Genomic DNA, 24862 nt, shown 5'->3' with positions numbered 1-24862 from the left:
CGCGTTCCTTGGATAAGGCAGGGGATGCATTCAAGCGGCTGCATCGGCCCGGTTGATGGGCAGTTGAAGTCCGGCGAGCTGGGCGTAGAGGCGTGCAACGGACGCATCGTCGTCCCGATCCATCCCGCTCGCCGCGGTCATCAGAAAAAGTTGCAGCGCGGTGGTGGCCAGCGGCAGCGGGAAATCGCTCTCTCGACCCATCTCCAGCACGATGCCGAGGTCCTTGACGAAGATGCTGGTGGCGCTGCGCGGCGCATAGTCACCGTCGAGCACGTGCTGCATGCGGTTCTCGAACATCCACGAATTGCCGGCCGACTGGGTGATGACGCGATATACCTCGGCCAGGTCCAGGCCTTCGCGCGCGGCGAACGCCATCGCTTCGGCGGCGGCCGCAATATGCACGCCGGCCAGCAGCTGATTGACCATCTTGAAAGCCGCCGCCTGTCCCGCCGTGTCGCCGAGGCGATGAACGGAGCCGGCCAGCGCGGCCAGGATCGGCTCGGCCGCGGCAAACGCTGCCGCACTGCCGGAAGCCAGCATGCTCAGCGAGCCGTCCGCCGCACGCGCGGCACCGCCGCTCATCGGTGAATCGAGATATAGACGTCCAGACGTCTGCACCCGCTCGCCCAAAGAGCGGGCGTTGGCCGGCGACATGGTGGCGCAGGAGATGAAAAGCGCACCGGCCAGCATGTGTTCGAGGCAGCCGCGTTCGCCGAACAGCAGCTGTTCCGTCTGCTCGGCGTTCACCACCACGCTCAGCACGAACTCGGCGCCTTCAACCGCGTGCAGGGCATCGCACGCGGTGGCGCCGCCGAGTTGGGAAAAGCGCGCAAGTGCTTCGGAGGACGGATCGTATCCGCGCACGTTGGCGCCTGCGCGCAAGAGGCTGGCGGCCATGCCGCCGCCCATGGAACCCAGCCCGATCACGGCCACCGTGCGCCCGCCCAGCGGAAGCCGCCCGTGCGCGAGAGGAGCAGGCTTTGCGCCCATGCTCATGCTGCGTGACTCGGATGCAGGGCGCGTACAATCATCGCCAAGCCCGACCGCGATGATTGCGCTATCACGTTCTGGTTGACCGCTTGGGCGCGGGCTGATAACACAGCGTCCATCATCATCTCCTCAAACAGGAAAACCGACCATGCGTGAATCACAGGCCAGAGAGCAGATCTGCCTGTTCGCCCGCTCGCTGTTCGAGCGCGGCCTGTCGCATGGCTCATCCGGCAACATCAGCGCACGCCTGGAAGACGGCAGCCTGCTGCTGACTCCAACCGACGCGTCGCTGGGTTTTCTCGACCCGGCGCGACTGTCGCATGTGGACGCCGAAGGTCGTCATATCGACGGCGACAAGCCCACCAAGGAGGCGCCGCTGCATCTGGCGCTCTATGAAACCCGGGCCGGCTCCGGCGCCGTGGTGCATCTGCACTCCACGCACTCGGTCGCCGTGTCGATGCTGCCCGAGATCGATGCGCGCTCCGTGCTGCCGCCGCTGACGCCGTACTACGTGATGCGCGTCGGCGACACCGCGCTTGTTCCTTACCACCGACCCGGCGATCCCGCGGTGGCCGAGGCGATCCGCGGTCTGGCCGGCCGACACGCCTCGGTGCTGCTGGCCAACCACGGACCGGTTGTCGCCGGTTCGAGTCTCAGCGCCGCGGTTTACGCCATCGAAGAGCTTGAGGAAACCGCGCGGCTTTATCTGCTGCTGCGGGGCCTCAATCCGCGCCTGCTGTCGCCGGAGCAGGTGGCCGAACTGCAGCGCGTATTCACCGCCCCGCCGCCGCCCGACGCACACAACCACGAAGCGACCTGACGCGCCGCTCCCACGCGTCCTCAGGCCGCCTTGGCCTGCTGCAGGTGGGCGCGCATCGCCTCGGCAACGCGTTCCATGCCCAGCCGCGGACTGGTAAGCACCGGCACGCCGATGCGATCGCCGAGGCTGTCGACCACGCGCCCCATCGATACCTGAGCCAGTACGATCACGTCGACCTCGCCGGCCAGTTTCATCAGCGCCGCACCGACGATGTCGTCGTGCTTCGCCGAATCGCCAGCCAGCAAAGCGTCGAAGGCCCCTTCGCAAAGCTTTTTCGTCACGCTGATGCGTTTGCCATTCTCGATCGCCACCTGCTCGATCAGTCGCGCGGTCGGATCAAGCGTCGTCTGCACGGTCGCCGCCACGCCGATGCGCGTACCGCGCGCGACCGCGGCCTCGGCCATCGCCGTGTCGATCTTCAGCATCGGTACGCTCAACAGCGGACTGACTGCGTCGGCGGCCTCGCGCACCGACGAGCAGGCGTTGAGGATCATGGTCGCGCCCATCTCCTGGCCGATCAGCATGTAGCGCGCAAGGCGGCTGGTCACGGCCGGCGTGACGTGGCCGGCGGCCATCACATCCTTCAGCAGGCTGTCGTCGACCAGGTTGACGATGCGGACGCCGGGCAGCAGCTCCGGCGCCAGCGACGCCAGCGGCTGCACGGTCACCGGCCCGGTGTGGATGATGACCAGCGTGGTCTGGGTGCTCATGATGCGTTTCTCCTACTCAAATGGTGCGGACAGCTCAGGGCGAATCACTTCACGTACATGCGCCAGTTGTGGTCTTCCTTGAAGCCCAGCACCTCGCGCGCCTTGCGGTTGGACAGCAGGGTCTCGAACTCGCCGAGCTCGCCCTTGACCGGCACGCCGGGGTAATAGCGCTTGAGCAGTTCGGCGGTCGGCAGATCGGACGACACGTCGTTATTGGCGGCGTTGAAAATCTGGAAACCCAGGCCGTCCTTCTCGATCGCCAGGCGCACGATCTGCCCGAGGTCGCGGGCGTCGATGTAACTCCACGCGATGCGCTTGCGGAAGTCGGGCTTGGCAAAAAACTCCGGGAAATTCGCGTATTCGTGGGGTTCGACCACGTTGCCGATGCGGATCGCGTAGATGTCCGAACCGGTGCGGCCGGCAAACGCCTGCGCGGTGCGCTCGTTGCAGATTTTCGACGTGGCGTAGCTGTCGCGCGGGTCGACCGGATATTCCTCGTCGAGCGGGAAATATTCCGGATTGCGATGGGTGTAGTTGAACACCAGCCCGTAGGTGGTTTCGCTGGAGGCGATGATCACCTTCTTGATGCCGAGCTTGGCGGCCGCTTCCAGGATGTTGTACGTCCCCATCACATTGATGCGGTAGACCTCGTTGTCCGGCACGATCATGATGCGCGGGATCGCCGCAAAATGGACGATCGCATCGATCGGCTCGGGCTCGAGGTTCTCGTCGAACTCGTGCAGCCCGGTATAGCTGGAAAGCGCGTTGAACACCTGGCCGGAATCGGTGATGTCCGTGATCAGCGTGCGCACCGCCGGATTGTCAAGCGGCTTGGTATCCAGATTGAGCACACGGTAGCCGTGGTCGACCAGGTCCTGCACGACGTGCTTGCCCGCCTTGCCGCTGCCGCCCGTAAAGATCACACGCTTCATAACATTTCCTTTGGTAGTGGAGCCGGCGCGGCAGATGCTGCGCGCGCCGGAAAAACAGATCAGAATTTATATTGGTCGATGTTTTCGGCCGTGAAGACCAGCGGCTCGCTGAAGATGATCACCTTGTTCTTGACCTCGAAGTCGCCCAGGCCCGGCACGCTCAGATGGTCGTTCGGCTTCAGCGCATTGTTGGCGGCCAGGCGCGCCACGTGCATGACCAGCTGACCTTCCTTCACCTCATCCCACAGCGGGCTGGCCTTGATGATGCCGGCCTTGACGTACTGACGAATGGCATCCGGGTCGGAGCAGCCCGTGACAAAGACCTTGCCGGTCTTGCCCAGTTTTTGCACCGCTGCCGCCGCACCGACTTCGGCCGCGCCATCGGGAGCGATGATCGCCGTGACTTCCGGATGCGCCTGCAGGATATTGAGGCCAGCGGTCAGCGACTGCGATGGGCTGGACTGGCCGTAGTCGGTGGTGACGATCTTCATCTTCGGATACGTGGCGGCGATATACGCATTCACCGCCTTGATCCACTCGTTCTGGATCGTCGCATCCTTGGTCGACGACAGAATCGCGACCTTCGCTTCCGGGCCGGCAAACTTCGCGACCGACTCCACCAGCGCCTTGCCGAAGGCCGGGTAGGCGGTGTTCTGGATGAAGAAGTCGCGCGCGTCGGGCGCCACGTCGCTGTCGTAGGAAACCACCTTTATCCCCTGCTTCATCGCGCGGCGCAGGGCGGGTGCGAGCTGGGTCGGGTTGTTCGAGGTGGTGGTGATCACATCGAACTTGCGCGCGATCAGGCTGTTGAACACATCGACCTGTCCCTGTGCCGACGCCGTCACCGGGCCGGTATAGAGAAAGTCGATATTCAGCGTCTTGGCCGCCATCTCGGCGCCCTGCTGATTGGCTTTGAAGACCGACAGACCCACCAGCTTGGGCACCATGGCAACCTTGATGCGCTTGGAAATATCCGGCGTCTGCTGGGCCTGGGCAACGGCTCCCACGCCCAGCGCGAGCAGAGTGGCAACGATGGCCAGCGTGATACGGCGGCGCTTGTTAGTCATGACTTTTCCTGTGCGTCTGGTTACAGGGAAACCCGTTGTGCAGTCGTGGAATCACGACGCATGGCCGGGCGATATCGAGCGCTTGAACAGCGCCCGGATTCGGGTACCGAGGCTGAGGCCGCGGGTGTCGAAAAGATTTTTCACGGCGATCGAAACGATCAGGATCGCGCCGGTCAGCATCGTCGTGACCATGTCGGAGAAGCCGGCGATCAGCATGCCCTGCCGCAGAAAGCCGAGCAGCAGCACGGCCAGAATCACGCCCAGCAGATTCCCTTCGCCGCCAAAGATGCTGACGCCGCCGAGCACCACCATCGTGATCGTGGTCAGCAGCAGCACATCGCCCATGTCCGGCCGCACGGCGCTGTAATACGCGGCAAGCACCAGGCCGGCGATGCTGGCCATCGCACCGCTGAGCACATAGGCCGTCACCAGAATCCGGTTGACGCGAATGCCCGAGTAGCGTGCCGCTTCTGCGCTATAGCCCACCGTCACCAGCTTGCGGCCGAACGCGCTGCGCGCCACCAGCAGCCAGAACAACAGCGCCAGGCCGGCGAACAGCAGGATCTGATAAGGCAGCTGAAACGATGCGCTGATGGCCATCGCGCCAGCGCCGAGATTATTGAACGCATCGGGAAATCCAGACGGCGGCGAGTCGCCGGCGATCGCGACCGCCATGCTGCCGTAGATGAAACTCGTCGCCAGCGTGGCGATCAGCGGCTCGACCCGCAGCCGGATGATCACCAGCGCGTTGACCGCACCCAGCACGCCACCGATCAGCACGCCGATCGCAGAAGCCAGCCAGATATTGACGCCCCAGGTGCTCCATATCTGCGCCGCCACCACCGCGGCGAGGCTGGCCGTGGCGCCGACCGACAGATCGATACCGCCGGTAAAGATCACCAGCGAAAGGCCCAGCGCGACCAGGCCGAACGGCAAAAAATTTTCCGTCAGCGCCAGCAGTCCCGAGGTGCTGTCCAAAAAACCCGGCACCTTCATGCCGAACCCGGCAATCACCGCCAACAGCAGAAGCAGCAGCGCCGCTTCCCAGCCACCGATCGGCAGCAGGCGCCGGCGGTTGAACGGCGTCACGGCGTTGCTCGAGGCATTGTCGGAAACGGTGCTGTCGAGCCGGCCGGCTTTCTGCAGCGACGCCGTGCGAATCGATGCGTTCACTGCGTCGCACTCCGTCGACCAAAGCCGCCCTGCACCGCAGCCAGGATCATCAGACCCTCGCCCGCCGAGTACCAGATCGGCGGCACGTGCAGAAACACCAGCGCAGTCAACACCACGCTGAGAAACAAACTGCCCAGCACCGTGCCGACCAGATTGCCGCGGCCGCCGGCAATCGCAGTGCCTCCGACCAGGGCCACCGCGATCGACTGCAGTTCGATGTGATCACCGGTGCCCGCCGTGACCGTTGCCGAACCGGTGTAGCAGAGAAACATCAGCCCGGCGAAGCACGCCAGCACACCGGAAATGGCATACACACGCACGCGCACCCACTTGACCGGCAGGCCTGCGTGATAAGCCGCGGCGTCGTTGTTGCCCACCGCGAGAATCGACCGGCCGAAGCGCGTATGCCGCAGCAGAAACCAGCACAGCGCCAGCACCACCAGCAAGACCAGCACCGGGGTTGGCAGCGGCAGCCAGTCGAACAGGTGGCCGTTGCCGAATGCCGCATACGCCGGCGGAACCGAGTCTACCTGCGTGCCGTCGGAATACAGAAAGGTCAGGCCGCTGTAGAGGCTGTAGGTCCCCAGCGTCACCACGATGGGCGGAATCTTCAGCGTGGCCACCAGCACTCCGTTGAGCGTGCCGAGCACCAGACCGATGGCGACGCACAGCAGCACCGCATAGCTCAGCGGCAGCCCGTGCGACTGCGCCAGCAGCCCGCAAACCATGGCCGCCAACCCGAGCAGCGGTGCCACGGACAGATCGATACCGCGCATCGCGATCACCAGCGTCTGCCCCAGCGCCACCAGCGACAGCACCACGGAATTGAGCAGGATGAAACGCAGGTTCTGCGCACCGATGAAATCGTGATTGAGCGCGCCCACCACGCCGACCACCAGTAGTGTGGCCACGGTGAGAATCAACTCGCGGCCCATGGCGATCTTCGGCAGCCGCACCGGGCCGCTGTGCTTGATCGACGATGCGACGACGGCACTCATGCGAGTGAGGCCTCTTTCACGGAGGCGGAAACTTCCGCCGTACCTAGATACGACGCACTGACGGCGGATGGCGTGATGGCATCGCCACACAACTCGCCTACGATCTGCCCCTCGTAGATCGACAGCACGCGATCGCACAGTCGCACCAACTCTTCGGTCTCCGACGAAATCACCAGCACGGCCATGCCGGCCTTGGCCATCTGATCGATCAGCTCGTAAATTTCTTCCTTGGCGCCCACATCGACGCCGCGGGTCGGCTCATCCAGAATCGCAACGCGCGGACCGGTCGCCATCCATTTGCCGAACACCACTTTCTGCTGGTTGCCGCCGGACAGTTCGCGCAGCGGCTGGTCGAGCCCGGCGCAGCGAATGCGCAGGTCGCGCACGGCCTTCGCCCCGATCTCGTTTTCATCGGCGGCGCTGAGCAGACCGGCAGGCTGGCGCACGCGGTCGAGCAGGCCGGAGGTGATGTTCTGCGTGATCGTCATCGACAGCACCGCGCCGTGCCGGCCGCGATCTTCAGGCACGTACACCAGACCCTTGCGGATGAGCTGATGGCAGCTCACACCGGTGATCCGCTCGTCAGCGAGACTGACCTCGCCGCTGTCCGGACGGCGGATGCCGAAAATCGTTTCCGCGATTTCGGTACGCCCGGCACCCACGAGCCCGGCCAGACCGAGGATTTCCCCACGATGCAGGGTGAAATCGATGTCCTTGAACAGACCGCGCACGCTCAGCTTGTCGACCTGCAGCAGGGTCTCCGCGGCCTTCGAGCAGCACGCGCGGCGCGGCACGTCGCGCATCTCGCGGCCGACCATCTGCGACAGCAGGCGCGCGCGATCGAACGCGCCGCGCTCGGCCTGATCTACCAGGCGGCCGTCGCGCAGCACGGCGATGTCGTCGCTGATCTCCATCACTTCTTCGGTGCGATGGCTGATGAAACTCAGCGTGCAGTTCTGCGCAGCCAGCCGGCGCATGATCGCAAAAAGCTTGTCCACCTCGTGCGAGGTCAGCGGCGAGGTCGGCTCGTCGAACAGGATCACGCGGCAGTCGTGCAGCAAGGCCTTGGCGCACTCCACCAGCTGCAGCTGCGCGATGCTGAGCGTGCGCGCGCAGCAGTCGATGTCGATGTCCAGCTCCAGCAGATCCAGCACGGCGCGAGCACGCCGGCGCACGTCGACCCAGTCGACCCGTCGCAGCAGTCGACCGGTCATCGGCAGGCGCCCGACAAACATCGTCTCGGCAACGCTCAGCTCCGCCATCAGCAGCGGCTCCTGCGGCACCAGATGAATACGGTGCGCATGCGCGGCGTGCGGTGACGCCAGACGCAGCGGCTCGCCGTTCAACTTCAGCTCGCCCTCGCTCGGCTGAAGCTGACCGGCTAGCACCTTGAACATGGTTGATTTGCCGGCGCCGTTCTCGCCCATCAGGGTGAGCACGCGGCCGGGCTTGAGCGTCAGATCGATGCCGCGCAGTACCTCGACCGGCCCGAAGCGTTTGGTGATGCCATGTGCGCCGAGCACGATGGCGTCATCGTGCGGCTGCAGCCGAGCGATGGATGGACTGTCGATGGCTTGCAATACAGCAGACATGGCGTCGGCGCCTCCTCGGTCAGCCTGCGCGTTGCAGGGCTTGTCAGGGCGAGCCGGACTATAGGCGAGCAAAAATGGTAGCGCAATCATTTTGCCTCGAGTGCGACAAACTTTCGATCATGCAGCGCGTCAAAAACCGCTGATCTGCGACGCCTGGCGCGGTCAAGGACAAGCCGCGGACGCGCCGCACGCCTCACCGCATCAGCCTACCGACCTTGCTATTGCACCGCATCACGGTCATCGGGAGATTTTTCCACCTTGGGCGCACCGAGCGGACGCCCGTGGCGAGCCTTGTCGCGGATTTCGCGCAGGCCGGGGCCGAAGCCGGTCGCAACGTGATCAGCCGCAGCGAACTGGAATCCCTGGCGCCGTTGCGCAATCATCTGCGCGGACGCGCTTTGGATAGCGTGGTCAACAGGCGCGCTAGCGCTGGCTGCCCTGCCGCGGATGCTGCCGGGCACTTTCCGGAGAATTCATGCGCACTGCGAAGTTGACCACGGATGGCACGATCACGCTGAAACACGTGGCGGCGCTGGCCGGCGTCTCACCGATCACCGTATCGCGCGCGCTGAACAAGCCGGATTCGGTGTCCGACAAGCTGCGCGAAAAAATCGACCGCGCCGTGGAGCAGCTTGGCTATGTGCAGAATCACGTCGCCGGCGCCCTGGCATCCGCCGGGTCCAACGTGATCCCGGTGATCGTGCCCTCGCTGTCCAATACGGTTTTCGTCGAGGTGGTGGCCGGCATCCAGGAGGTTGCGCAGAAGACCGGCTACCAGCTGATGCTGGGCAACACCGACTACGACCTCGAGCAGGAGTGCGCGCTGGTATCCACGTTCCTCGGCTGGTCACCGCCCGGCCTCATCATCGCCGGCATGAAGCATCTTGAGCGTACCCACACGCTGCTCAAGCGCTATGGCAAACCGGTAGTCGAAGTCATGGAGTACGGCGCGCACCCGATCGACATGAACGTCGGCCTGTCGCACTACCAGGCGGGCGAAGCCATGGCGAAGCATCTGATCGAGCGAGGCTATAAGCAGATCGTTTTTGTCGGCTGCCAGCTCGCCGCCGATTACCGCGCGTGGCAGCGCTATAAAGGCATGGACCGCGTGCTTGCCAAGGCCGGGTTGGCGCGCCGCCCCCCCGTTGTGGTGGAGCAGACGTCGCACGTGCAGGTCGGCGGACCCGCCCTGATCGATGTGTTGGCCACGCAGCCCGACGTCGACGCGATCTTTTTCGCCAACGACGATTTGGCCGTGGGCGCGATCCTGCGCGCGCAGCGCGACGGCATTGCGATACCGGGCCGTGTCGCGATAGCCGGCTTCAACGGCCTCGGGCTGGCCGAACTGGTCAGGCCCGCGCTGACGACGATCGTCTCACCCCGTGTGGAAATCGGACGGATCGCCGCGCAGCAGCTGTTCGACAGACTCGCAGGCCGCTCCCCGCGGCGGCGGCGCGTCGATGTGTCTTTCGAGCTGGTCACGCGACAAAGCACTTAAAGCCCTCGGACTGCACACTACAAATCAGCCACGCTGATGTTTCCCAACCCACCGAGATATGCCGATGGCCCGACCCTGCTTTATCGAGCTTCCCGCCGCCGACATCGGCGCCTCCAAACAGTTCTACGCGAACGCCTTTGGGTGGGCGCTGACCGACTTCGGACCGAGCTACGCCTGCACCATGACCGGCGATGTAGACGTGGGCTTGCAGGGTGATATGACCGAGGCGCCGCGCGCGCCGCTGCCGGTGATCGCGGTGGACGATCTGGAAGCCGCGCTGGTGGCAGTGACGGCCGCTGGCGGCACCATTGTCAAACCCAGCTTCGGCTTTCCCGGCGGGCGGCGCTTTCATTTTGCAGACCCTAACGGCAACGAGCTGGCCGTGCTACAGGCCGATTGAATGCAGCAAGCAGAGCGCGGCGACGCCGTGCGTGGCAAATCGCTAAGCTGAGGTCAACCGACGCCGCTGCTGGATACGCGATGGACCTGTTGCCGATGAATTTCCGCACCCGCAAATGGGTGAAGCCCGAAGACCTCAATCCCAACGGCACCTTGTTCGGCGGCAGCCTGCTGCGCTGGATCGACGAAGAAGCGGCGGTATACGTGATCGGCCAGCTCGGCAACAGTCGCGTGGTGACCAAGTACATGTCGGAAATCAATTTCGTCAGCTCGGCGCGCCAGGGCGACGTGATCGAGCTGGGCATCAACGCCACCCGCTTCGGCCGCACCTCGATCACGCTGCGCTGCGAAGTGCGCAACATGGTGACGCATAAAAGCATCCTCACCATCGACGAGATCGTGTTCGTCAACATGAGCCCGGACGATCAGCCGCTGCCGCATGGCCGCACCAAGCCGACGCTCGACAACAGCGATCCCTAGGAGCCTGTCGGACTTTAGCTGGCCGGGCTGCAAATCCGGCCATGCGGTCCCTATTTCCGTCGACTCTTGGCCCATAGCACTACTATGGGCCGGCGAATCGCCAAAAATCTGTCCTCGCATAGCCAGATTTTCGCCTCGACCGCCAAAGCCCGACAGGCTCCTAGGCGGCGTAGAACGCTGCCCAAACCGGTGATCGGGACGCCGCACGCTATCATGCGTGCATGAATACGCCCTCGCCTGCCGAATCCACGCCCTCCCCCACCGCTTCGGCGGCCAACGCACTTCCCGTCATCCGCCTGAAGTCCGACCGCAATCCCGGTCATCCGTGGGTGTGGTCGGCCCAGCTGTACAAGCCCGAGGCACGGCTGCCGCCGGGTACCGTGGTCGAGGTGCACGACGCCAAGGGCCGCTTCGTCGGCCGCGGTTTCTGGAACGGCCATGCGCGCATCGCGCTGCGCCTGCTGAGCAACAACGAAGCCGAGGCGATCGATGCCCAGTGGATCGCCAAACGCATCGACAGCGCGGTCCAGCTGCGGCGCGAGCTGCTGCAGATCGATCACGTCAGCGACGCCTGGCGCGTGGTGCACAGCGAGGGCGACGGCCTTTCCGGGCTGATCGTCGATCGCTATGCCGATATTCTGGTGATCGAATATTTCGCCGCCGGCATGTGGCGCTTCCGCGAGGCGATCCACGCCGCGCTGCTCACCCATTTCCCCGGCGCGCGGCTGTACTGGTTTGCCGAATCGCACGTGCAGAAGCAGGAGTCGTTCGACTGCCGCAGCGGCGACGTGCCCGAGGCCGTGCAGGTGCACGAGCACGAGCTGCGCTTTCACGCGGCGCCGGGCTCCGGCCACAAGACAGGCTTCTTCGCCGATCAGCGCGACAACCGCCGCCGCTTTGCCGAGCTGGCGCGCGGCAAGCGTGTGCTCGATCTGTGCTGCAACGCCGGCGGCTTCGCCGTGCACGCGATGGCGGCCGGGGCGCTGACGGCCACCGGCGTCGATCTGGATGCCGGCATTCTGGAGATCGCCCGCGCCAACGCCGCGGCCAACAACGTGACGGTGAATTTCGAGCAGGCCGATATCTTCGACTGGGTGCGCGCGGCCGTGGCGCGCGGCGAGCAATTCGACGCAGTGATTCTCGATCCGGCCAAACTTACGCGCGACCGCAGCAAGGTGTTCGAGGCGCTGAAAAAATATTTCGCGATGAACCGCATGGCGCTCGACGCGATCGCGCCCGGCGGCATCCTGCTCACGTGCTCGTGCACGGGCCTGGTCAGCGAAGCGGATTTTCTGGAGATGCTGCGCCGCGTGGCGCTGAACGCGGGGCGCGAAATCCAGATTCTGGACGTGCGCGGGGCCGGTGCCGATCATCCATTCCGCACCGACGTACCGGAAGGGCGTTACCTCAAGGCGGTGTTCTGCAAGGTCCTTTGAGCACGCGCAAAACGGATTGATGGAACACGGCGCAGCGACATGAACTTTTCTGGAAACGGCACTGTGAACACCCTCGCCACCGCCAGGCCGACATCGATCGCCTGGACCATCGTCGCGGCCAGCTTCGGCTTTGCCGTGGTGCAGCTGGACGTCACCATCGTCAACGTGGCGCTGCCGCGGCTGAGTGTTGATCTGGCCGCCAGCGTGCCCGGCCTGCAGTGGGTGGTGGACGCGTACAGCCTGGTCTTTGCCGTGCTGCTGCTGTCGGCCGGCGTGATGGGCGACCGGCTGGGCGCCAAACGCGCCTATCTGATCGGCCTGGCCGGCTTCGCGCTGGCCTCGGCCGCGTGTGGCGCGGCACAAACCGCTGCCGAGCTGATCGCCGCGCGCGCGGTGCAGGGCATTGGCGCTGCGCTGCTGGTACCGCCGTCGCTGGCGCTGATCAATCATGCCTGCGCGCACGACACCAAACTGCGCGCCAAGGCGATCGGCTTCTGGACGGCCGCGGCCGGCATATCGATCGCCGCCGGTCCGATCGTCGGCGGCGTGCTGCTGGGGTGGCTGGGCTGGCGCAGCATCTTTTTCGTCAACCTGCCGCTGTGCGCGCTCGGCATGGCGATCACCCTGCGCGTTGCGGAAACGCCGCGCAAGCCGCAGCAGCATCTGGACCTGCGCGGCCAGCTGCTGGCGATCGCCGCGCTCACCTGCCTTACCGCGGCGGTGATCGAAATCGGACCGCTCGGCGTCACGCATCCGCTGGTGCTCACCGGCCTGGCGCTGGCCGTGGCGTGCGCGCTGCTGTTCGTGCGGGTGGAGTCGCGCGTGTCCCAGCCGATGCTGCCGCTGCGCTTTTTTCGCCTGCCGAATTTCAGCCCGGCGGTGATGTTCGGCATCTCGGTAAACCTGACCTACTACGGGCTGATCTTCATCATCAGCCTGTATCTGCAGCACGTGTGCCGCTACACCGCCACGCAGGCGGGGCTGGCCTTTCTGCCGCTGACCGCCACGTTCGCCGTCGCCAACCTGATCAGCGGCTGGATGGCCGGCCACTACGGCAGCCGTCTGCCGATGCTGCTGGGCGCGACGATCGGTGCGTCCGGCTTTGCGCTGCTGACGCGGCTCGATGCGCACAGCAGCTACCTGGCGATGCTGGCCCCTTTCTTATTGATTCCCAGCGGCATGGGCCTGGGCGTGCCGGCGATGACCACGGCGATCCTGGCCAGCGTCGAAAAAACGTTTTCCGGCACCGCCTCGGCCGTGCTCAACGCCGCTCGGCAGGCCGGCGGCGCCATCGGCGTGGCGGCGTTCGGCGCGCTGGTCACCGGCGGCGATGGCCGCATCGTGCCCGGCATGCATCGGGCCGCCTGGCTTTCGAGCGCGCTGCTCGCCACGGCAGCCGTGGTCGTGTGGTTCGGCATTCGACGCCAGGCGGCGCGGCCGAACGATTCGGTCAGCAGCGAGACGCATATTTGAGAAGACGCGCCTCGCTGGCGGCTTCCTTCAGAGCGGCGGTGAAACCTTCGCTTTCGGCACGGACGCGGGCAACAAACCGTCGGCCCGAAACATCGCCTTGATGCCGCGCAGCGCCTGGCGGATGCGATCCTGGTTTTCGATCAGGGCGAAGCGGACGTAGTCGTCGCCGTATTCGCCAAAACCGATGCCCGGCGACACCGATACCTTGGCCTCGGCCAGCAGCTTCTTGGCGAACGACAGCGAATCCATGCCGCCGTACGACGCGGGTATTTTTGCCCAGACGTACATCGAGGCCTTCGGCACCTCGACCATCCAGCCGATTTCATGCAGGCCCTTGACCAGCACGTCGCGACGCTGCTGATAGTTGGCGGCGATATCGCGCACGCACTGCTGGTCTCCCTCCAGCGCGGCGATGGCGGCGACCTGCAGCGGCGTAAACGTGCCGTAGTCGTGATAGCTCTTGATCCGCGCCAGCGCGTTGACCAACTCGGCGTTGCCGACCATGAAACCGATCCGCCAGCCGGCCATGTTGTAGCTCTTGGACAACGTGAAAAACTCCACCGCGATGTCCTTGGCGCCCGGCACCTGCATGATCGACGGGGCCTTCCAGCCGTCGTAGACGATGTCGGCATAGGCCAGGTCGTGCACCACCAGCACGTCGTACTGCTTGGCCAGCGCGACCACGCGCTCGAAGAAATCCAGCTCCACGCACTGCGCGGTGGGATTCGACGGAAAGCCGAGAATCATCATCTTCGGCTTGGGAATGCTCTCGCGAATGCCGCGCTCGAGCTCGGCGAAAAAATCGATGCCCGGCGCCATCGGAATCGAACGGATCTGCGCGCCGGCAATCACCGCGCCATAGATGTGGATCGGGTAGCTGGGATTGGGCACCAGCACGGTGTCGCCGCGGTCCAGCGTGGCCAGCATCAGGTGCGCCAGGCCTTCCTTCGAGCCGATGGTGACGATGGCCTCGCTGTCCGGATCGATGTCCACGTCGTAGCGCTCGCCATACCAGCGCGCAATCGCGCGACGCAGGCGCGGTATGCCCTTGGAGGTCGAGTAGCCGTGCGTATCCGGCCGCTGCGCCACCGTGCACAGCTTCTCCACGATATGCGGCGGCGTGGCGCCATCGGGGTTGCCCATGCTGAGGTCGACAATGTCCTCGCCGCGGCGACGCGCCGCCATCTTCAGCTCGGCGGTGATGTTGAAGACGTATGGGGGAAGACGTTCGATGCGCTCGAATCGCCTCGATTCAGGCCGCGGCGTAGATGCAGTCGACGCAGAAATAGTTGACGCAGAAACGGATGGATCAACCTGCTCGGTCATGACAGCCTCGTTGTACGTAAGCGCCCGGAACCGTCCGAGCGACGTCGGAGCGTTGCCGACCGCTGATGTCGGCGCCGCTCCTGGCTCGACGATAATCCGCCGGGGCGTGCGCTGTCGATAGCCCGTGCACGCCAGCTTGACCGCGCATGTCGACACTGCCGGCATGAGCCAGCCTTCATCCATCCCCAAAGTCCCCCTTGAAGTCGACCCGATCCTGCGCAACGCCGTGCGCGCCGCCGGCCTGCGCTACGTCAGCGACGATCAGCCCGGCATCGTGCGCAAGCGTCGCGGCAAGGGCTTTGGTTATCTCGATGCGAAAGGTTTGCGCATCACCGACGAAGAGGTGCTGACGCGCATCCGCGCACTGGCGATCCCGCCGGCCTACGTCGATGTGTGGATATGCACCAACCCCAACGGCCACCTGCAGGCCACCGGCCGCGATGCGCGCGCGCGCAAGCAGTACCGCTATCACGAGCGCTGGCGCGAAATGCGCGACCACGGCAAGTTCGACCGCGTGCTCGCCTTCGGCGACGTGCTGCCGAAGCTGCGCCGACGCGTGCGCAGCGACCTCGCCCAACACGGTCTGCCCGAGGAAAAAGTGCTGGCGCTGATCGTGCGGCTGCTCGACGAAACGCTGATCCGCATCGGCAACGATCGCTATGCGCGTGACAACAAGAGTTTCGGCCTGACCACGCTGCGTTCGCGCCATGTGCAGCTGCAGCGCGGCCGGCTGCGCTTCGATTTTCGCGGCAAGAGCGGCCAGCAGCGCGAACTCGAACTGGACGACAGGCGGCTGGCGAAAATCATCCATACCTTGCAACAGCTGCCGGGGCAGCGCCTGTTCCAGTATCTGGACGAACAGGGCAAACGCCAGCCGGTGGATTCGGGGATGGTCAACGACTATCTGCGTCACACGACCGGCGGCGAATTCACCGCCAAGGATTTCCGCACCTGGGGCGGCACGGTGCAGGCGGCCGGCGTGCTGGCGCGCACGCCGCTGCCGGAAAAAGGCGGCGATCGCGCGATGCGCTCGGCGCTGGCCGCAGCGATCAAGGAGGTTGCCACCACGCTGGGCAACACGCCGGCAGTGTGTCGCGCGTCCTACATCCATCCGCTGATCATCGAGGGCTGGCAGGACGGCAGCCTGCAGCGCGTCATCCCGCCCACAGCCGGCCAGCACGCGCGTCAGCTCGAAACGCTGACCCTGCGCTATCTGCGTCGTCGACTGAGAGCCGGCGGCCGTCGCAGCGGATGAGTCGCCAGCGCGTAAACTGAGGGCTGGTCTTGCGCGGAATGCCCCATGCCTGCTGTTGAAATACTGCTGATCGTTCTCCTCGTCGCCGTGCTGATCGTGCTCGTGCTGCAGGTTCTCGCGCTGCGCCGCGGCCGTGAGGACGCCGGCCTGCACATACGCCTGGATGCGCTCAAGGACGACGGCGAACGCCTGCAGCGCACGCTGCGCGAAGAGCAGCGCGCCGGGCGCGACGAGTTGCAGCAGGGCTTCGACCGCTTTCGCGGCCACGTCGGCGAACAGCTTGGCGGCATGAGCCAGCAGCAGCTCGCACGCATCGACGATTTCGGCCAGCGCCTCAACCTGCTGACCGAGCGCACGGATGCCGGCCTGCAGTCGCTGGCGCTGCGGCTGGCCGAAGACGCGCGCAAGAGCCGCGAAGAGCTCACCCTGGCGCTGAACCACTTCGGCGAACAGCAGCAGCTGCGCCTGGCCGCGCTCACCGCCGACAACGAAAAGCGCATGGGCGAAGTGCGCGCCACGCTGGAAGCTAAGCTCAGTGCGATCCAGCAGGACAACGCGGCCAAGCTCGAACAGATGCGCGCCACCGTGGACGAAAAGCTGCAGTCCACGCTGGAAACGCGGCTGGGCCAGTCGTTCAAGCTGGTCTCCGATCGTCTCGAAGCCGTACAGCGCGGGCTGGGCGAAATGCAGAACCTGGCCATCGGCGTGGGCGATCTGAAGCGCGTGCTGACCAACGTCAAGAAACGCGGCACCTTTGGCGAAGTGCAGCTCGGTGCGCTGCTCGAAGACATGCTCACGGCCGAGCAGTACGCCTCCAACGTCATCACCGTGCCCGGCACCAACGACCGCGTCGAATTCGCCATCCGCATGCCGGGTCAGGAAGAAGGCGAACACGTCTACCTGCCGATCGACGCGAAGTTTCCGGTCGAGGATTACCAGCGCCTGCTCGACGCGCAGGAGGCGGCGGACATCGACGCGGCCAACGCCGCCGGCCGCGCGCTGGAAAATCGCGTACGCGACGAGGCCAAGCGCATCCAGGCCAAATACGTGTCGCCGCCGCATACCACCGATTTCGCCGTGCTGTATCTGCCCACCGAAGGCCTCTACGCCGAAGTGATCCGTCGCCCCGGCCTGTTCGAAAGCCTGCAGCGCGATCATCGCGTTACCGTAGCCGGGCCGACCACGCTGAGCGCCCTGCTCAACAGCCTGCAGATGGGTTTCCGCACGCTGGCGATCGCCAAGCGCAGCAGCGAGGTGTGGAAGATCCTCGGCGCCGTGAAAACCGAGTTCGGCAAATTCGGCGTGGTGCTGGAAAAAACCCGCAAGCAGCTGGACACCGTGCGCAACAGCATCGACAGCGCCGGCCAGCGCACGCGCGTGATCGAACGCAAGCTGCGCGAGGTCGAAACGCTGTCAGTCACCGATACGGCAGGCCTGCTCGGCGACACGCTCATCGAAGACGCCGATGATCGCGCGTCCGACACGGACGACGACACCGGCGCATGAGGCATCCGCACGGTCCGCTGATCAAACACCATCGGCGGCTCGGGCGGCTCGCCGCCGAGCTGGAGCGATTGCGCAGGACGCTGCCGCAGCGCGAACGGCTGCTGGTCGGCCTGGCCCAGGCGGTGCGCGTGGCCGCAGCGGCAAGCCTGGGATATTTCAGCGCGCAGTTGCTCGGCCTGCAGCCGGGTTTCTGGGCCGCGATCACCGCCATCTCGGTGACCCAGAGCAGCTTTGCCGAAGTACGCAACTCGTCGCGCGACCAGTTCATCGGCGCGATGTTCGGCGGCCTGATCGGACTGGGCGCCGCGCTGCTCGGGCACGATCACTACGGGGCCTATGTGCTGGCCGTGATGCTGGGCACCATGCTGTGCTGGATCGCCAATCTCGGCGCGGCCGGGCGCATCAGCGGCATCACCACCACCATCATCATGCTGGTGCCGCATCAGGAATCGTTTCTGCAGTTCGCGCTGATGCGACTGGGCGAAGTAACCCTGGGTGCGTTGGCCGCGCTGCTGGTCACGTTCGCGTACGACGCCGCGATACGACGGCTGCTGCCCGATACTTCTTCAAGTTAAACGCGCACCATGCAGGCTCGCACTGCGGCTTTATGCCCGCATCCAAATCCATCGCCAAAGCCGCCGGACCGTTAAACTCGCCGGCTTGCCTGAGTACCAAGGATTCCCATGAGCACGCAGCCATCCAACGAAGTGACCCGAGAGCAGGCCGAAGAAGCCGTGCGCACCCTGCTGCGCTGGGCCGGTGAAGACCCGACGCGCGAGGGCCTGCTCGACACGCCCAAGCGCGTGGTCAAGGCCTATGGCGACTGGTTTGCCGGTTATGCGTCCGACCCCGGCGAATACCTCAGCCGCACCTTCAAGGAGGTGGCCGGTTACGACGAGATGGTGGTGCTGCGCGACATCGAATTCGAAAGCCACTGCGAGCACCACATGGCGCCGATCATCGGCCGCGCGCACGTAGGCTATCTGCCGACCAATCGCGTGGTCGGCATCAGCAAGCTGGCGCGCGTGGTCGATGGGTTTGCCAGGCGCTTCCAGGTGCAGGAAAAGCTCACCGCGGAAATCGCCAACTGCATCCAGGAAAACCTGCATCCGGCCGGCGTGGCCGTGGTGATCGACGCCAGCCACGAGTGCATGAGTACGCGCGGCGTGCACAAGCGCGGCGTCTCGATGATTACCAGCCAGATGCTGGGCTCGTTCCGCGAGGACGCGCGCACGCGCATGGAATTCCTGCAGTTCATCGGCATCGACCGCGGCGTGCGCTGAATGTTTTTTGCCGCGATGTTTGGACGTCCATCCTTATCGCGGCCAGCGCGCGTTTTAGCAGCAGCCCTGCTCCTAGCCGGCGCGATGGCCGTCGCGCAAGACTATCCACAAACGCCGCGCGAGTATCTGCGGCTGATGGACGCCAACGGCGACGGCAGAATCAGCGAAGCCGAATACGTCCAATACATGAGCCGCAGCTTTCTGCGCATGGATACGAACGGCGACGGCATCCTGGAGTCCAGCGAGCTGCCGGGCGGGCGCGGCAGGCCTGTTTCGCTGCGCGAGTTTCAGGACAATCTGCGCCGGCAGTTTCACCGGCTCGACCGCAACCACGACGGCTATCTCAGCGCGAAAGAGCTGGCGCAGCCGCCGGGTTGAGCTATCGTTCCATGTGCCTCACGTCGAGATCGCCAGCCTTTCCGATCGATACAGCTGCATGGTCACCAGCACGGCGAGCAGCGCCGCCAGCAGGCTCCCGGCGAGGCATGACACGACCTGCATCGGCTCCATGCCGTCGCCCCGCAGCAGCTGCATGATGCCCAGGTTCTGGCCCAGCAGAGGCACGGCGTACATCCACGGCTCGGCCTTGATCGGCAGAATGGCCAGCACCAGGCTGGGAATCGCCGGCACCAGCATCAGCAACGACAGATACGTCTGCGCCTCGCGATAGCTCTTGGCGAACGCCGCCACCAGCGACTGCAGCGCGGCCAGCAGCAGCAGGATCGGCAGCATCAGCAGCAGCACGTGGCTGGCGAAATGCACGCCCAGATCCAGCTCCATGCCGATCTTCTCCGCCGGAATGAATTGCCCCACCACGGCAAACGCCACCAGCGTGATCAGCAGGCTGGCGGTCGAGAACACGCAGATCGCCGCCAGCTTGCCCAGGAAGATTTTCCAGCGCGCCACCGGGTTGGCGAACAGCGGCTCCAGCGACTGCCGCTCGCGCTCGCCCGCGGTGAGGTCGATCGCCAGATACATGCCGCCCATGAAAATGGTGATGATGAAAAAGTACGGCAGCATCGCGAACATCAGCACCGCGCGCGACTGCGGCGTGGCCTGATCGCGCTTGGCCACCACCAGCGGCCACGCCGTGCTGGGTGAGAGCCCGCGCGCGACCAGCCGCATCGCACCCTGCTGGCGCGCATAGCTTTCGACCAGCTGACTGACGCGCTCGACCGAACTGTTCGCATCGCGTTGTGACGAGTCGTAGATCATCTCGATCTGCACCGGCTGACCCTCACGCCAGGCCTTGCCGTAATCGGGCGACAGGCGCAGCACCACGTCGGCATCCTGCTTGCGCACGGCGGTTTCAGGATCGGCCAGGGGTGCGCCGGCGACCACGCCGCCGGCCTTCAGCGCAGCCATGAGATTGGGCGCGTACTGCGCACCGATCACCGGCACCTGCAGCGGCTTGTCGGCCTTGTCCAGCTCGCGGCCGAGCGAGACGTTCAGCAGCATCACGAACAGGATCGGACCCAGCAGGGGACCGGTGAGAAACGCGCTGATCATGGTGCGCCGATCGCGCAGATTTTCTCGCACCTCTTTGAGGAAGACGGTGAGAAACGCGCGGCTGCGCCGAACGACGATTTTCGGTGGCGAATTCATGCGACCAGCCCTTCTTCGCTGCCGATGATCTTGACGAAGGCGTCTTCCAGATTTGCTTCACCGGTTTGTTCGCGCAGCGCATCGGGCGACTCGTCGGCCACTACATGGCCGTGCGCGATCACCACGATGCGATCGCACAGCGCGGCGACCTCCTGCATGATGTGGCTGGAGAACAGCACGCAGCGCCCCTCCTCTTTCAGCCGCTGCATGAACTGGCGCAGCGCGCGCGTGGCCATCACGTCCAGCCCGTTGGTCGGCTCGTCGAGTATCACGTTGCGCGGATCGTGTACCAGCGCACGGGCGATGGCCGTTTTTACCCGCTGACCCTGCGAGAAACCTTCGGTGCGGCGATCGCCGATGTCGCCCATCTCGAGTGACTGGATCAACGCTTCGCGTCGCGCTTTCAGAAGATCCTCCGGCAGGCCGTGCAGCCGTCCGAAATAATCGATGTTCTCGCGCGCGGTCAGCCGCTTGTAAAGGCCGCGCGCGTCGGGCAGCACACCGAGCTGCCGGCGCACGGCCAGCGCATCGACGCTGGCATCGATGCCATCGACCAGCACCTGGCCGCTGTCCGGCGTCATCAGCGTGTACAGCATGCGCAGCGTGGTGGTCTTGCCGGCGCCGTTGGGGCCGAGCAGGCCGGTGATTTCGCCATCGCGCGCCATGAAGCTGACGCCATCCACGGCTTTCACCGCGCCAAAGGCTTTATGCAGATCCCTGACTTCGATCACGAGATGTGGCTCCGGATGCGGCATGCGCGCGGGCCGATCGCAAGCTGCGACAGCGTTGCCAGCATCGGCAGCAGGATCAGGGAAAGGAAGTGCGGCGCGTTGAGCACGGCGGCCGCGAGTATCGCCGCGGCCCACAGCATGGCATTCACCATCACATAGGTTTTTTTCATGGCGCTGCTCCTCATGGCGTCGAGCCGTTGAAGTCGATGAAAATCGGGGTGGGCTGCAGCAGGTCCAGACAGCTCGCATCGAGCGCCTTGGGGTCGAGCTTCTCGACGAACTGCTTGATCAGCTTGGGCGCGCAGCCGGCCGCCATGACGCTGTGCGCCTGGCCCTTCAGCACCAGCACGCGTGCGTTAGGCAGGCCCTTGGCAATCTCATCGGCATAGCGCGGCGGCGTGACCGGGTCGTACTGGCCGGCCAGCAGCAGCACGGGTTTGTCGGTATTCAGCGGCTCGTGGAAATTGGCCGGGCGCGTGCCCCTGGGCCAGACCGAACAGACCGCCTTCAGCGAATCGATCATCTTGGTGCCGAGGATGGTTTGCTCGTCCTGCGGGCGTGGCGTCAGCAGGTCGGCGTCCTCGCTGCAGATCACCGAGTACTGCATGCCGCTGCCCATCAGCTCGGACAGATCGCCGGAGAGAATCTTGGCCTGACCCAGCAGCGGGCCGACGTCGCCGTGCGCGGCCGCGTCGATCGACATCGGCAGCAGCGCGGCGGTCGGCGGCGTGTAGGCAAACATGCGCACGACGCTGGCCAGCGAGCTTTCGTTCAACACGCGCTTGACCGACCGGTAGGTTTCCGGATCGCGAAAGCTCACCGGATGCGGGTTGGCGCGCAGCGCATCGCGCAGCTGATACAGCGTCTGATCCGGATCACCGAAGCGCTGCTTGCACGCCAGCTCGGCGGTGCAGCGCGCAAACTGCAGCTTCAGCGCCTCGTCCAGCGTTTGCGCAAAGCTTTCGCCGAGGGCCAGCGTATTGGGCACGCTGCTGTCCAGGACTACGCTGCGCACCGCGTCCGGGTAATGCATCAGGTACTGCTGCGCCATCCGCGTGCCGTAGGACACGCCAATCAGGTCGAACGCCGGCGCGCCCAGCGCCTTGCGCACATCCTCCAGATCCTGCGCGGCCACCGTGGTGGTGTAGTAGCGCGGGTCGGCGCGCGGGCTGATCTGCTTGAGGCAGGCCGCGGCGGCGCTGCGGATCTTGCCGAGGTCGTCGCTGTCCTCGTCGTCCTTGGCGGTGATCTCGTCGGAGTCCCTGCAGGTGAGCGCGTTGGAGCCGCCGGTACCGCGCTGGTCGAGCAGCAGCACATTACGATGCGCGCGCAGCGGCTGCAGCACCGAGGCCACGGTGCTGGCCGCGGCGGTCGCCGCCTGTCCCGGACCGCCGGCGAGAAACACCAGCATGTCCGCACTGGGCACCTGCGCGCTGGTGCGCAGCACCGCGAGTTTCAGCTTGATGATCCGGCCGTGCGGGTCGTCGCGATTTTCCGGCACGGGAAAGTCGGCGCACCACGCCGCCGTGCTGAGCCCGCTATTGGGCTGCCCGAGCTCGCACGCGGTGAGCGTGACCGAACCGAGCCGCCAGGTGCGCGGTTTCGCCGGCGCCGCGTCGTTCCTTGTCGATGCGGCTGGCACCGGCTCGGTGACGGGCGAACCGCTCTCCGCATGGAAGTGATTCCAGGCGAGCACCCCGGCAATCACGACAACGACACCGATGCGAAAAAGCGACCGTCCTTTCAGTGCCATGCCGCCTACCCCTCACCTGGAACAAAAATGGATTCAATCGAACGGTCGAACAGTTGGGCGATCTTGAATGCCAGCGGCAGGCTGGGATCGTATTTGCCGGTTTCGATGGCATTGATGGTCTGCCGCGACACGTCCAGCCGCTCGGCCAGATCCGCCTGCGACCAGCCCTGCTCGCCGCGCAGTTCACGTACCGAATTATTCATGCGTCACGCGTGGCCATCGGCGCGCCCGGCTCGGCGCTTGCGCCAAAGCAGGATGGCTTTCGCCAAAGCAATCACGGCGATGCCCCCAGCCGTTCCCGCCAGCAGGCCGGCATGGAAAGCATCCTGCTTCAGATAGGCGAACAGCGCCACGAAACCAAACATCGCCGCGCCTATGGTCAGGCGCCAGTGCAGCGCCAGGGACTCGCCGGGATCACAGCCCAGATCACCTCCGTACTGCTGCGCCACCCACCAGCGGGTGATGCCGTAGCACGCCATCATGGCCGGAAAAACCCAGATCAGGATGCTGCCATCCAGGGCCAGCACCTGGGCCGACGCCAGAAACCCGCCCGCCAGGCTCAACGTGGCGACCACGCCGGTGGCCACGCCCAGACCGATCAGATGCGTGCGCTGCTCCAGCTCGTCGCTGTCGCGAATGCGCCGCGCCATCAGGGCGATCACGTAAAGCATCGGCGGCAGCGGCGCGAGCGCCAGCACCCAGCGAAGCGGCACGCTGCTCGTCGTGCGCACCAGCGGCCAGACCAGAACCATCAAGAAGATATAGACCGCCATGGCGAGCATGACGCGCTGCTGGTAGCGTTTTTCTTTCAGGCGAGGCATGGGCATGTCCCCTGAGCAACATGGGCAAAAGTGCGCTCCCGCCGCTGCGCCGTCGCCGAGGCAGCGCTCAGCGGTGGAACCAGACGCGGCCGAGATGTCGCGGCGTCGCGGACGAATGATTGAATGCGCATGACGCCAACCCCCTGATGTAGTGTCAAGTCAGCTTGACATGGGCAACGTAGAGGCTGGCCAGGCTCATGTCAAGCAAGCTTGACAAAAGCGCGTAGTTTTGTGACTCATATCACGTTAATTTGTGTAAACCGTGTGATGAATTGTCACCAAATGTGACGCACGCCGCACTTTCTCGTCACATGATCCCGGCTCGGCGAGCGGCGATCCAGTGTGGCTGAAAACCTCCCGAAGCCCGCGCGATGACCGCCATACAGCCCCATTTGGATGGATTTTCGACCAGATCCGCCGATTGGCACGTCGATTGCCTTAACCGCTCCGCAAGCCTTCAAACCTCATCGGAGTTAAGCGTCATGAAGTTCCAGAAAACCCTGTTCGCGGTTGCCCTGCTCGGCCTGACCGGCGCTGTTGCCAATGTGTATGCCGCCACCACCAGTTCCAGCTTTCAAGTCACCGCCACCGTGATCAAGTCCTGCACGATCAGCACCGCGCCGATCAGCTTCGGCAACTACGATCCGACCAGCGCATCGGCCGTGACCGCTCAAGGCAGCGTCAGTGCGAAGTGCACCAAGGGCACGCCGGTGACCGTTGCGCTCGATCAGGGTTCTAACAAAGGCGGCGGCTCGACCGCGGCAACGCCCGCGCGCCAGATGACCGACGGTAACAGCAACCAGCTGCCGTACCACATCTACACCACCAGCGGCGGCACCACCGAGTGGGGCAACACCACCGCGACTGAACCGTCCGCGCAGACGTCCATCAGCGTCAATACCGCGCTGGTGTTCACGACCTATGGCTCGCTGCCGGCTGGTACGGACGTGCCAGCAGGCAACTACACCGATACCGTGACTGCTTCGCTGGTCTTCTGATCGGGTTCTGGTTTTT

Annotated in this window: 26 protein-coding genes; 12 read left to right on the top strand and 14 right to left on the bottom strand. The window is 65.0% G+C overall.

Features of this window, described 5'->3' with window-relative positions; translation table 11 throughout:
- Window positions 1-30: 30 nt before the first annotated feature.
- Window positions 31-996 carry an L-threonate dehydrogenase gene (gene ltnD / locus ACDK93_RS03220; RefSeq protein ID WP_458071149.1) on the bottom strand — a complete coding sequence of 322 codons (966 nt, stop codon included), beginning with the start codon at window positions 994-996 and terminating at the stop codon, window positions 31-33.
- A 142-nt stretch (window positions 997-1138) separates the two neighbouring features.
- Between ltnD and otnC the strand changes: the two genes are divergently transcribed.
- Window positions 1139-1810, top strand: a complete 672-nt coding sequence (otnC, locus tag ACDK93_RS03215) for a 3-oxo-tetronate 4-phosphate decarboxylase (RefSeq protein ID WP_458071148.1) — start codon at window positions 1139-1141, stop codon at window positions 1808-1810.
- A gap of 20 nt (window positions 1811-1830) precedes the next feature.
- On the opposite strand, the gene ACDK93_RS03210 is transcribed toward otnC, so the two are convergent.
- From ACDK93_RS03210 to ACDK93_RS03185, 6 genes are read right to left on the bottom strand one after another with little or no spacing between them, the layout of a single operon-like run.
- The gene (locus tag ACDK93_RS03210; protein WP_458071147.1) at window positions 1831-2520 is read right to left on the bottom strand and encodes an aspartate/glutamate racemase family protein; all 690 of its coding nucleotides are present in this window, start codon (window positions 2518-2520) and stop codon (window positions 1831-1833) included.
- A 44-nt stretch (window positions 2521-2564) separates the two neighbouring features.
- A complete protein-coding gene (locus ACDK93_RS03205; protein WP_458071146.1) occupies window positions 2565-3452 on the bottom strand; it encodes an NAD-dependent epimerase/dehydratase family protein in 888 nt (295 codons plus the stop codon).
- A 59-nt stretch (window positions 3453-3511) separates the two neighbouring features.
- Window positions 3512-4519 carry an autoinducer 2 ABC transporter substrate-binding protein gene (locus tag ACDK93_RS03200; protein ID WP_458071145.1) on the bottom strand — a complete coding sequence of 336 codons (1008 nt, stop codon included), beginning with the start codon at window positions 4517-4519 and terminating at the stop codon, window positions 3512-3514.
- A 51-nt stretch (window positions 4520-4570) separates the two neighbouring features.
- Window positions 4571-5692 carry an ABC transporter permease gene (locus tag ACDK93_RS03195; RefSeq protein WP_458071144.1) on the bottom strand — a complete coding sequence of 374 codons (1122 nt, stop codon included), beginning with the start codon at window positions 5690-5692 and terminating at the stop codon, window positions 4571-4573.
- Window positions 5689-6690 (bottom strand): ABC transporter permease, encoded by a 1002-nt coding sequence (locus ACDK93_RS03190; RefSeq protein WP_458071143.1) that lies wholly within the window; start codon window positions 6688-6690, stop codon window positions 5689-5691. The genes ACDK93_RS03195 and ACDK93_RS03190 overlap by 4 nt, the downstream gene beginning before the upstream one ends.
- Window positions 6687-8282, bottom strand: a complete 1596-nt coding sequence (locus ACDK93_RS03185; RefSeq protein WP_458071142.1) for a sugar ABC transporter ATP-binding protein — start codon at window positions 8280-8282, stop codon at window positions 6687-6689. The genes ACDK93_RS03190 and ACDK93_RS03185 overlap by 4 nt, the downstream gene beginning before the upstream one ends.
- A 475-nt stretch (window positions 8283-8757) precedes the next feature.
- On the opposite strand from ACDK93_RS03185, the gene ACDK93_RS03180 reads away from it, so the two are divergent.
- The 5 genes from ACDK93_RS03180 (at window position 8758) to ACDK93_RS03160 (ending at window position 13568) form a co-directional block, all read left to right on the top strand.
- A complete protein-coding gene (locus tag ACDK93_RS03180) occupies window positions 8758-9780 on the top strand; it encodes a LacI family DNA-binding transcriptional regulator (protein WP_458071141.1) in 1023 nt (340 codons plus the stop codon).
- A 64-nt stretch (window positions 9781-9844) separates the two neighbouring features.
- Complete coding sequence (locus tag ACDK93_RS03175) at window positions 9845-10180, top strand: VOC family protein (RefSeq protein WP_458071140.1); 336 nt, start codon at window positions 9845-9847, stop codon at window positions 10178-10180.
- 80 nt (window positions 10181-10260) lie between these two features.
- On the top strand, window positions 10261-10659 hold the full coding sequence (locus tag ACDK93_RS03170) for an acyl-CoA thioesterase (protein ID WP_218862379.1): 399 nt from the start codon (window positions 10261-10263) through the stop codon (window positions 10657-10659).
- Window positions 10660-10880: 221 nt separating this feature from the next.
- On the top strand, window positions 10881-12095 hold the full coding sequence (locus ACDK93_RS03165; RefSeq protein WP_458071139.1) for a class I SAM-dependent rRNA methyltransferase: 1215 nt from the start codon (window positions 10881-10883) through the stop codon (window positions 12093-12095).
- Window positions 12096-12158: 63 nt separating this feature from the next.
- Window positions 12159-13568 carry an MFS transporter gene (locus tag ACDK93_RS03160; protein ID WP_458071138.1) on the top strand — a complete coding sequence of 470 codons (1410 nt, stop codon included), beginning with the start codon at window positions 12159-12161 and terminating at the stop codon, window positions 13566-13568.
- 27 nt (window positions 13569-13595) lie between these two features.
- Here the strand turns inward: ACDK93_RS03160 and alaC are convergent, their stop codons facing one another.
- On the bottom strand, window positions 13596-14894 hold the full coding sequence (gene alaC, locus ACDK93_RS03155; protein WP_458071137.1) for an alanine transaminase: 1299 nt from the start codon (window positions 14892-14894) through the stop codon (window positions 13596-13598).
- 124 nt (window positions 14895-15018) lie between these two features.
- On the opposite strand from alaC, the gene ACDK93_RS03150 reads away from it, so the two are divergent.
- The 5 genes from ACDK93_RS03150 to ACDK93_RS03130 all read left to right on the top strand — a co-directional run bounded on the left by ACDK93_RS03150 (window position 15019) and on the right by ACDK93_RS03130 (window position 19316).
- Window positions 15019-16149 (top strand): DNA topoisomerase IB, encoded by a 1131-nt coding sequence (locus tag ACDK93_RS03150; RefSeq protein ID WP_458071136.1) that lies wholly within the window; start codon window positions 15019-15021, stop codon window positions 16147-16149.
- Between the two features lie 45 nt (window positions 16150-16194).
- On the top strand, window positions 16195-17655 hold the full coding sequence (locus ACDK93_RS03145) for a DNA recombination protein RmuC (RefSeq protein WP_458071135.1): 1461 nt from the start codon (window positions 16195-16197) through the stop codon (window positions 17653-17655).
- Complete coding sequence (locus tag ACDK93_RS03140) at window positions 17652-18230, top strand: FUSC family protein (protein ID WP_458071134.1); 579 nt, start codon at window positions 17652-17654, stop codon at window positions 18228-18230. The genes ACDK93_RS03145 and ACDK93_RS03140 overlap by 4 nt, the downstream gene beginning before the upstream one ends.
- Before the next feature lie 108 nt (window positions 18231-18338).
- Window positions 18339-18938: a GTP cyclohydrolase I FolE gene (folE, locus tag ACDK93_RS03135; protein WP_458071133.1), complete on the top strand. Its 600-nt coding sequence runs from the start codon at window positions 18339-18341 to the stop codon at window positions 18936-18938.
- An 84-nt stretch (window positions 18939-19022) separates the two neighbouring features.
- Complete coding sequence (locus ACDK93_RS03130) at window positions 19023-19316, top strand: EF-hand domain-containing protein (RefSeq protein WP_458071132.1); 294 nt, start codon at window positions 19023-19025, stop codon at window positions 19314-19316.
- A gap of 18 nt (window positions 19317-19334) precedes the next feature.
- Here the strand turns inward: ACDK93_RS03130 and ACDK93_RS03125 are convergent, their stop codons facing one another.
- The 6 genes from ACDK93_RS03125 to ACDK93_RS03100 are packed head-to-tail and all read right to left on the bottom strand — an operon-like array spanning window position 19335 to window position 23848.
- Window positions 19335-20543, bottom strand: a complete 1209-nt coding sequence (locus ACDK93_RS03125) for an ABC transporter permease (protein ID WP_458071131.1) — start codon at window positions 20541-20543, stop codon at window positions 19335-19337.
- Window positions 20540-21274 carry an ABC transporter ATP-binding protein gene (locus ACDK93_RS03120; protein ID WP_458071130.1) on the bottom strand — a complete coding sequence of 245 codons (735 nt, stop codon included), beginning with the start codon at window positions 21272-21274 and terminating at the stop codon, window positions 20540-20542. The genes ACDK93_RS03125 and ACDK93_RS03120 overlap by 4 nt, the downstream gene beginning before the upstream one ends.
- Window positions 21271-21444 (bottom strand): hypothetical protein, encoded by a 174-nt coding sequence (locus ACDK93_RS03115; protein WP_458071129.1) that lies wholly within the window; start codon window positions 21442-21444, stop codon window positions 21271-21273. Before ACDK93_RS03115 ends, ACDK93_RS03120 begins: the two co-directional genes overlap by 4 nt.
- Window positions 21445-21455: 11 nt before the next feature.
- Window positions 21456-23027 (bottom strand): alpha/beta hydrolase, encoded by a 1572-nt coding sequence (locus tag ACDK93_RS03110; RefSeq protein ID WP_458071128.1) that lies wholly within the window; start codon window positions 23025-23027, stop codon window positions 21456-21458.
- 5 nt (window positions 23028-23032) lie between these two features.
- On the bottom strand, window positions 23033-23230 hold the full coding sequence (locus ACDK93_RS03105) for a helix-turn-helix transcriptional regulator (RefSeq protein WP_458071127.1): 198 nt from the start codon (window positions 23228-23230) through the stop codon (window positions 23033-23035).
- A 3-nt stretch (window positions 23231-23233) separates the two neighbouring features.
- Window positions 23234-23848 (bottom strand): hypothetical protein, encoded by a 615-nt coding sequence (locus tag ACDK93_RS03100; RefSeq protein ID WP_458071126.1) that lies wholly within the window; start codon window positions 23846-23848, stop codon window positions 23234-23236.
- A gap of 482 nt (window positions 23849-24330) precedes the next feature.
- Here ACDK93_RS03100 and ACDK93_RS03095 point away from each other — a divergent pair, with 482 nt between their 5' ends.
- Window positions 24331-24846, top strand: coding sequence for a Csu type fimbrial protein (locus tag ACDK93_RS03095; protein ID WP_458071125.1), 516 nt, complete (start codon window positions 24331-24333; stop codon window positions 24844-24846).
- The last annotated feature ends 16 nt before the right edge of the window (window positions 24847-24862 follow it).

The sequence above is a fragment of the Rhodanobacter sp. BL-MT-08 genome (genome assembly GCF_054161255.1).
The sequence above is the reverse complement of the archived record's forward strand: the minus strand, read 5'-3'. Positions and strand labels throughout refer to the sequence as shown.

Coding starts and splice junctions, on each gene's coding strand:
- ltnD (WP_458071149.1), bottom strand. CDS start 996: ATGAGCATGGGCGCAAAGCCTGCTCCTCTCGCGCACGGGCGGCTTCCG.
- otnC (WP_458071148.1), top strand. CDS start 1,139: ATGCGTGAATCACAGGCCAGAGAGCAGATCTGCCTGTTCGCCCGCTCG.
- ACDK93_RS03210 (WP_458071147.1), bottom strand. CDS start 2,520: ATGAGCACCCAGACCACGCTGGTCATCATCCACACCGGGCCGGTGACC.
- ACDK93_RS03205 (WP_458071146.1), bottom strand. CDS start 3,452: ATGAAGCGTGTGATCTTTACGGGCGGCAGCGGCAAGGCGGGCAAGCAC.
- ACDK93_RS03200 (WP_458071145.1), bottom strand. CDS start 4,519: ATGACTAACAAGCGCCGCCGTATCACGCTGGCCATCGTTGCCACTCTG.
- ACDK93_RS03190 (WP_458071143.1), bottom strand. CDS start 6,690: ATGAGTGCCGTCGTCGCATCGTCGATCAAGCACAGCGGCCCGGTGCGG.
- ACDK93_RS03185 (WP_458071142.1), bottom strand. CDS start 8,282: ATGTCTGCTGTATTGCAAGCCATCGACAGTCCATCCATCGCTCGGCTG.
- ACDK93_RS03180 (WP_458071141.1), top strand. CDS start 8,758: ATGCGCACTGCGAAGTTGACCACGGATGGCACGATCACGCTGAAACAC.
- ACDK93_RS03175 (WP_458071140.1), top strand. CDS start 9,845: ATGGCCCGACCCTGCTTTATCGAGCTTCCCGCCGCCGACATCGGCGCC.
- ACDK93_RS03170 (WP_218862379.1), top strand. CDS start 10,261: ATGGACCTGTTGCCGATGAATTTCCGCACCCGCAAATGGGTGAAGCCC.
- ACDK93_RS03165 (WP_458071139.1), top strand. CDS start 10,881: ATGAATACGCCCTCGCCTGCCGAATCCACGCCCTCCCCCACCGCTTCG.
- alaC (WP_458071137.1), bottom strand. CDS start 14,894: ATGACCGAGCAGGTTGATCCATCCGTTTCTGCGTCAACTATTTCTGCG.
- ACDK93_RS03145 (WP_458071135.1), top strand. CDS start 16,195: ATGCCTGCTGTTGAAATACTGCTGATCGTTCTCCTCGTCGCCGTGCTG.
- ACDK93_RS03140 (WP_458071134.1), top strand. CDS start 17,652: ATGAGGCATCCGCACGGTCCGCTGATCAAACACCATCGGCGGCTCGGG.
- folE (WP_458071133.1), top strand. CDS start 18,339: ATGAGCACGCAGCCATCCAACGAAGTGACCCGAGAGCAGGCCGAAGAA.
- ACDK93_RS03130 (WP_458071132.1), top strand. CDS start 19,023: ATGGCCGTCGCGCAAGACTATCCACAAACGCCGCGCGAGTATCTGCGG.
- ACDK93_RS03125 (WP_458071131.1), bottom strand. CDS start 20,543: ATGAATTCGCCACCGAAAATCGTCGTTCGGCGCAGCCGCGCGTTTCTC.
- ACDK93_RS03115 (WP_458071129.1), bottom strand. CDS start 21,444: ATGAAAAAAACCTATGTGATGGTGAATGCCATGCTGTGGGCCGCGGCG.
- ACDK93_RS03110 (WP_458071128.1), bottom strand. CDS start 23,027: ATGGCACTGAAAGGACGGTCGCTTTTTCGCATCGGTGTCGTTGTCGTG.
- ACDK93_RS03105 (WP_458071127.1), bottom strand. CDS start 23,230: ATGAATAATTCGGTACGTGAACTGCGCGGCGAGCAGGGCTGGTCGCAG.
- ACDK93_RS03100 (WP_458071126.1), bottom strand. CDS start 23,848: ATGCCTCGCCTGAAAGAAAAACGCTACCAGCAGCGCGTCATGCTCGCC.
- ACDK93_RS03095 (WP_458071125.1), top strand. CDS start 24,331: ATGAAGTTCCAGAAAACCCTGTTCGCGGTTGCCCTGCTCGGCCTGACC.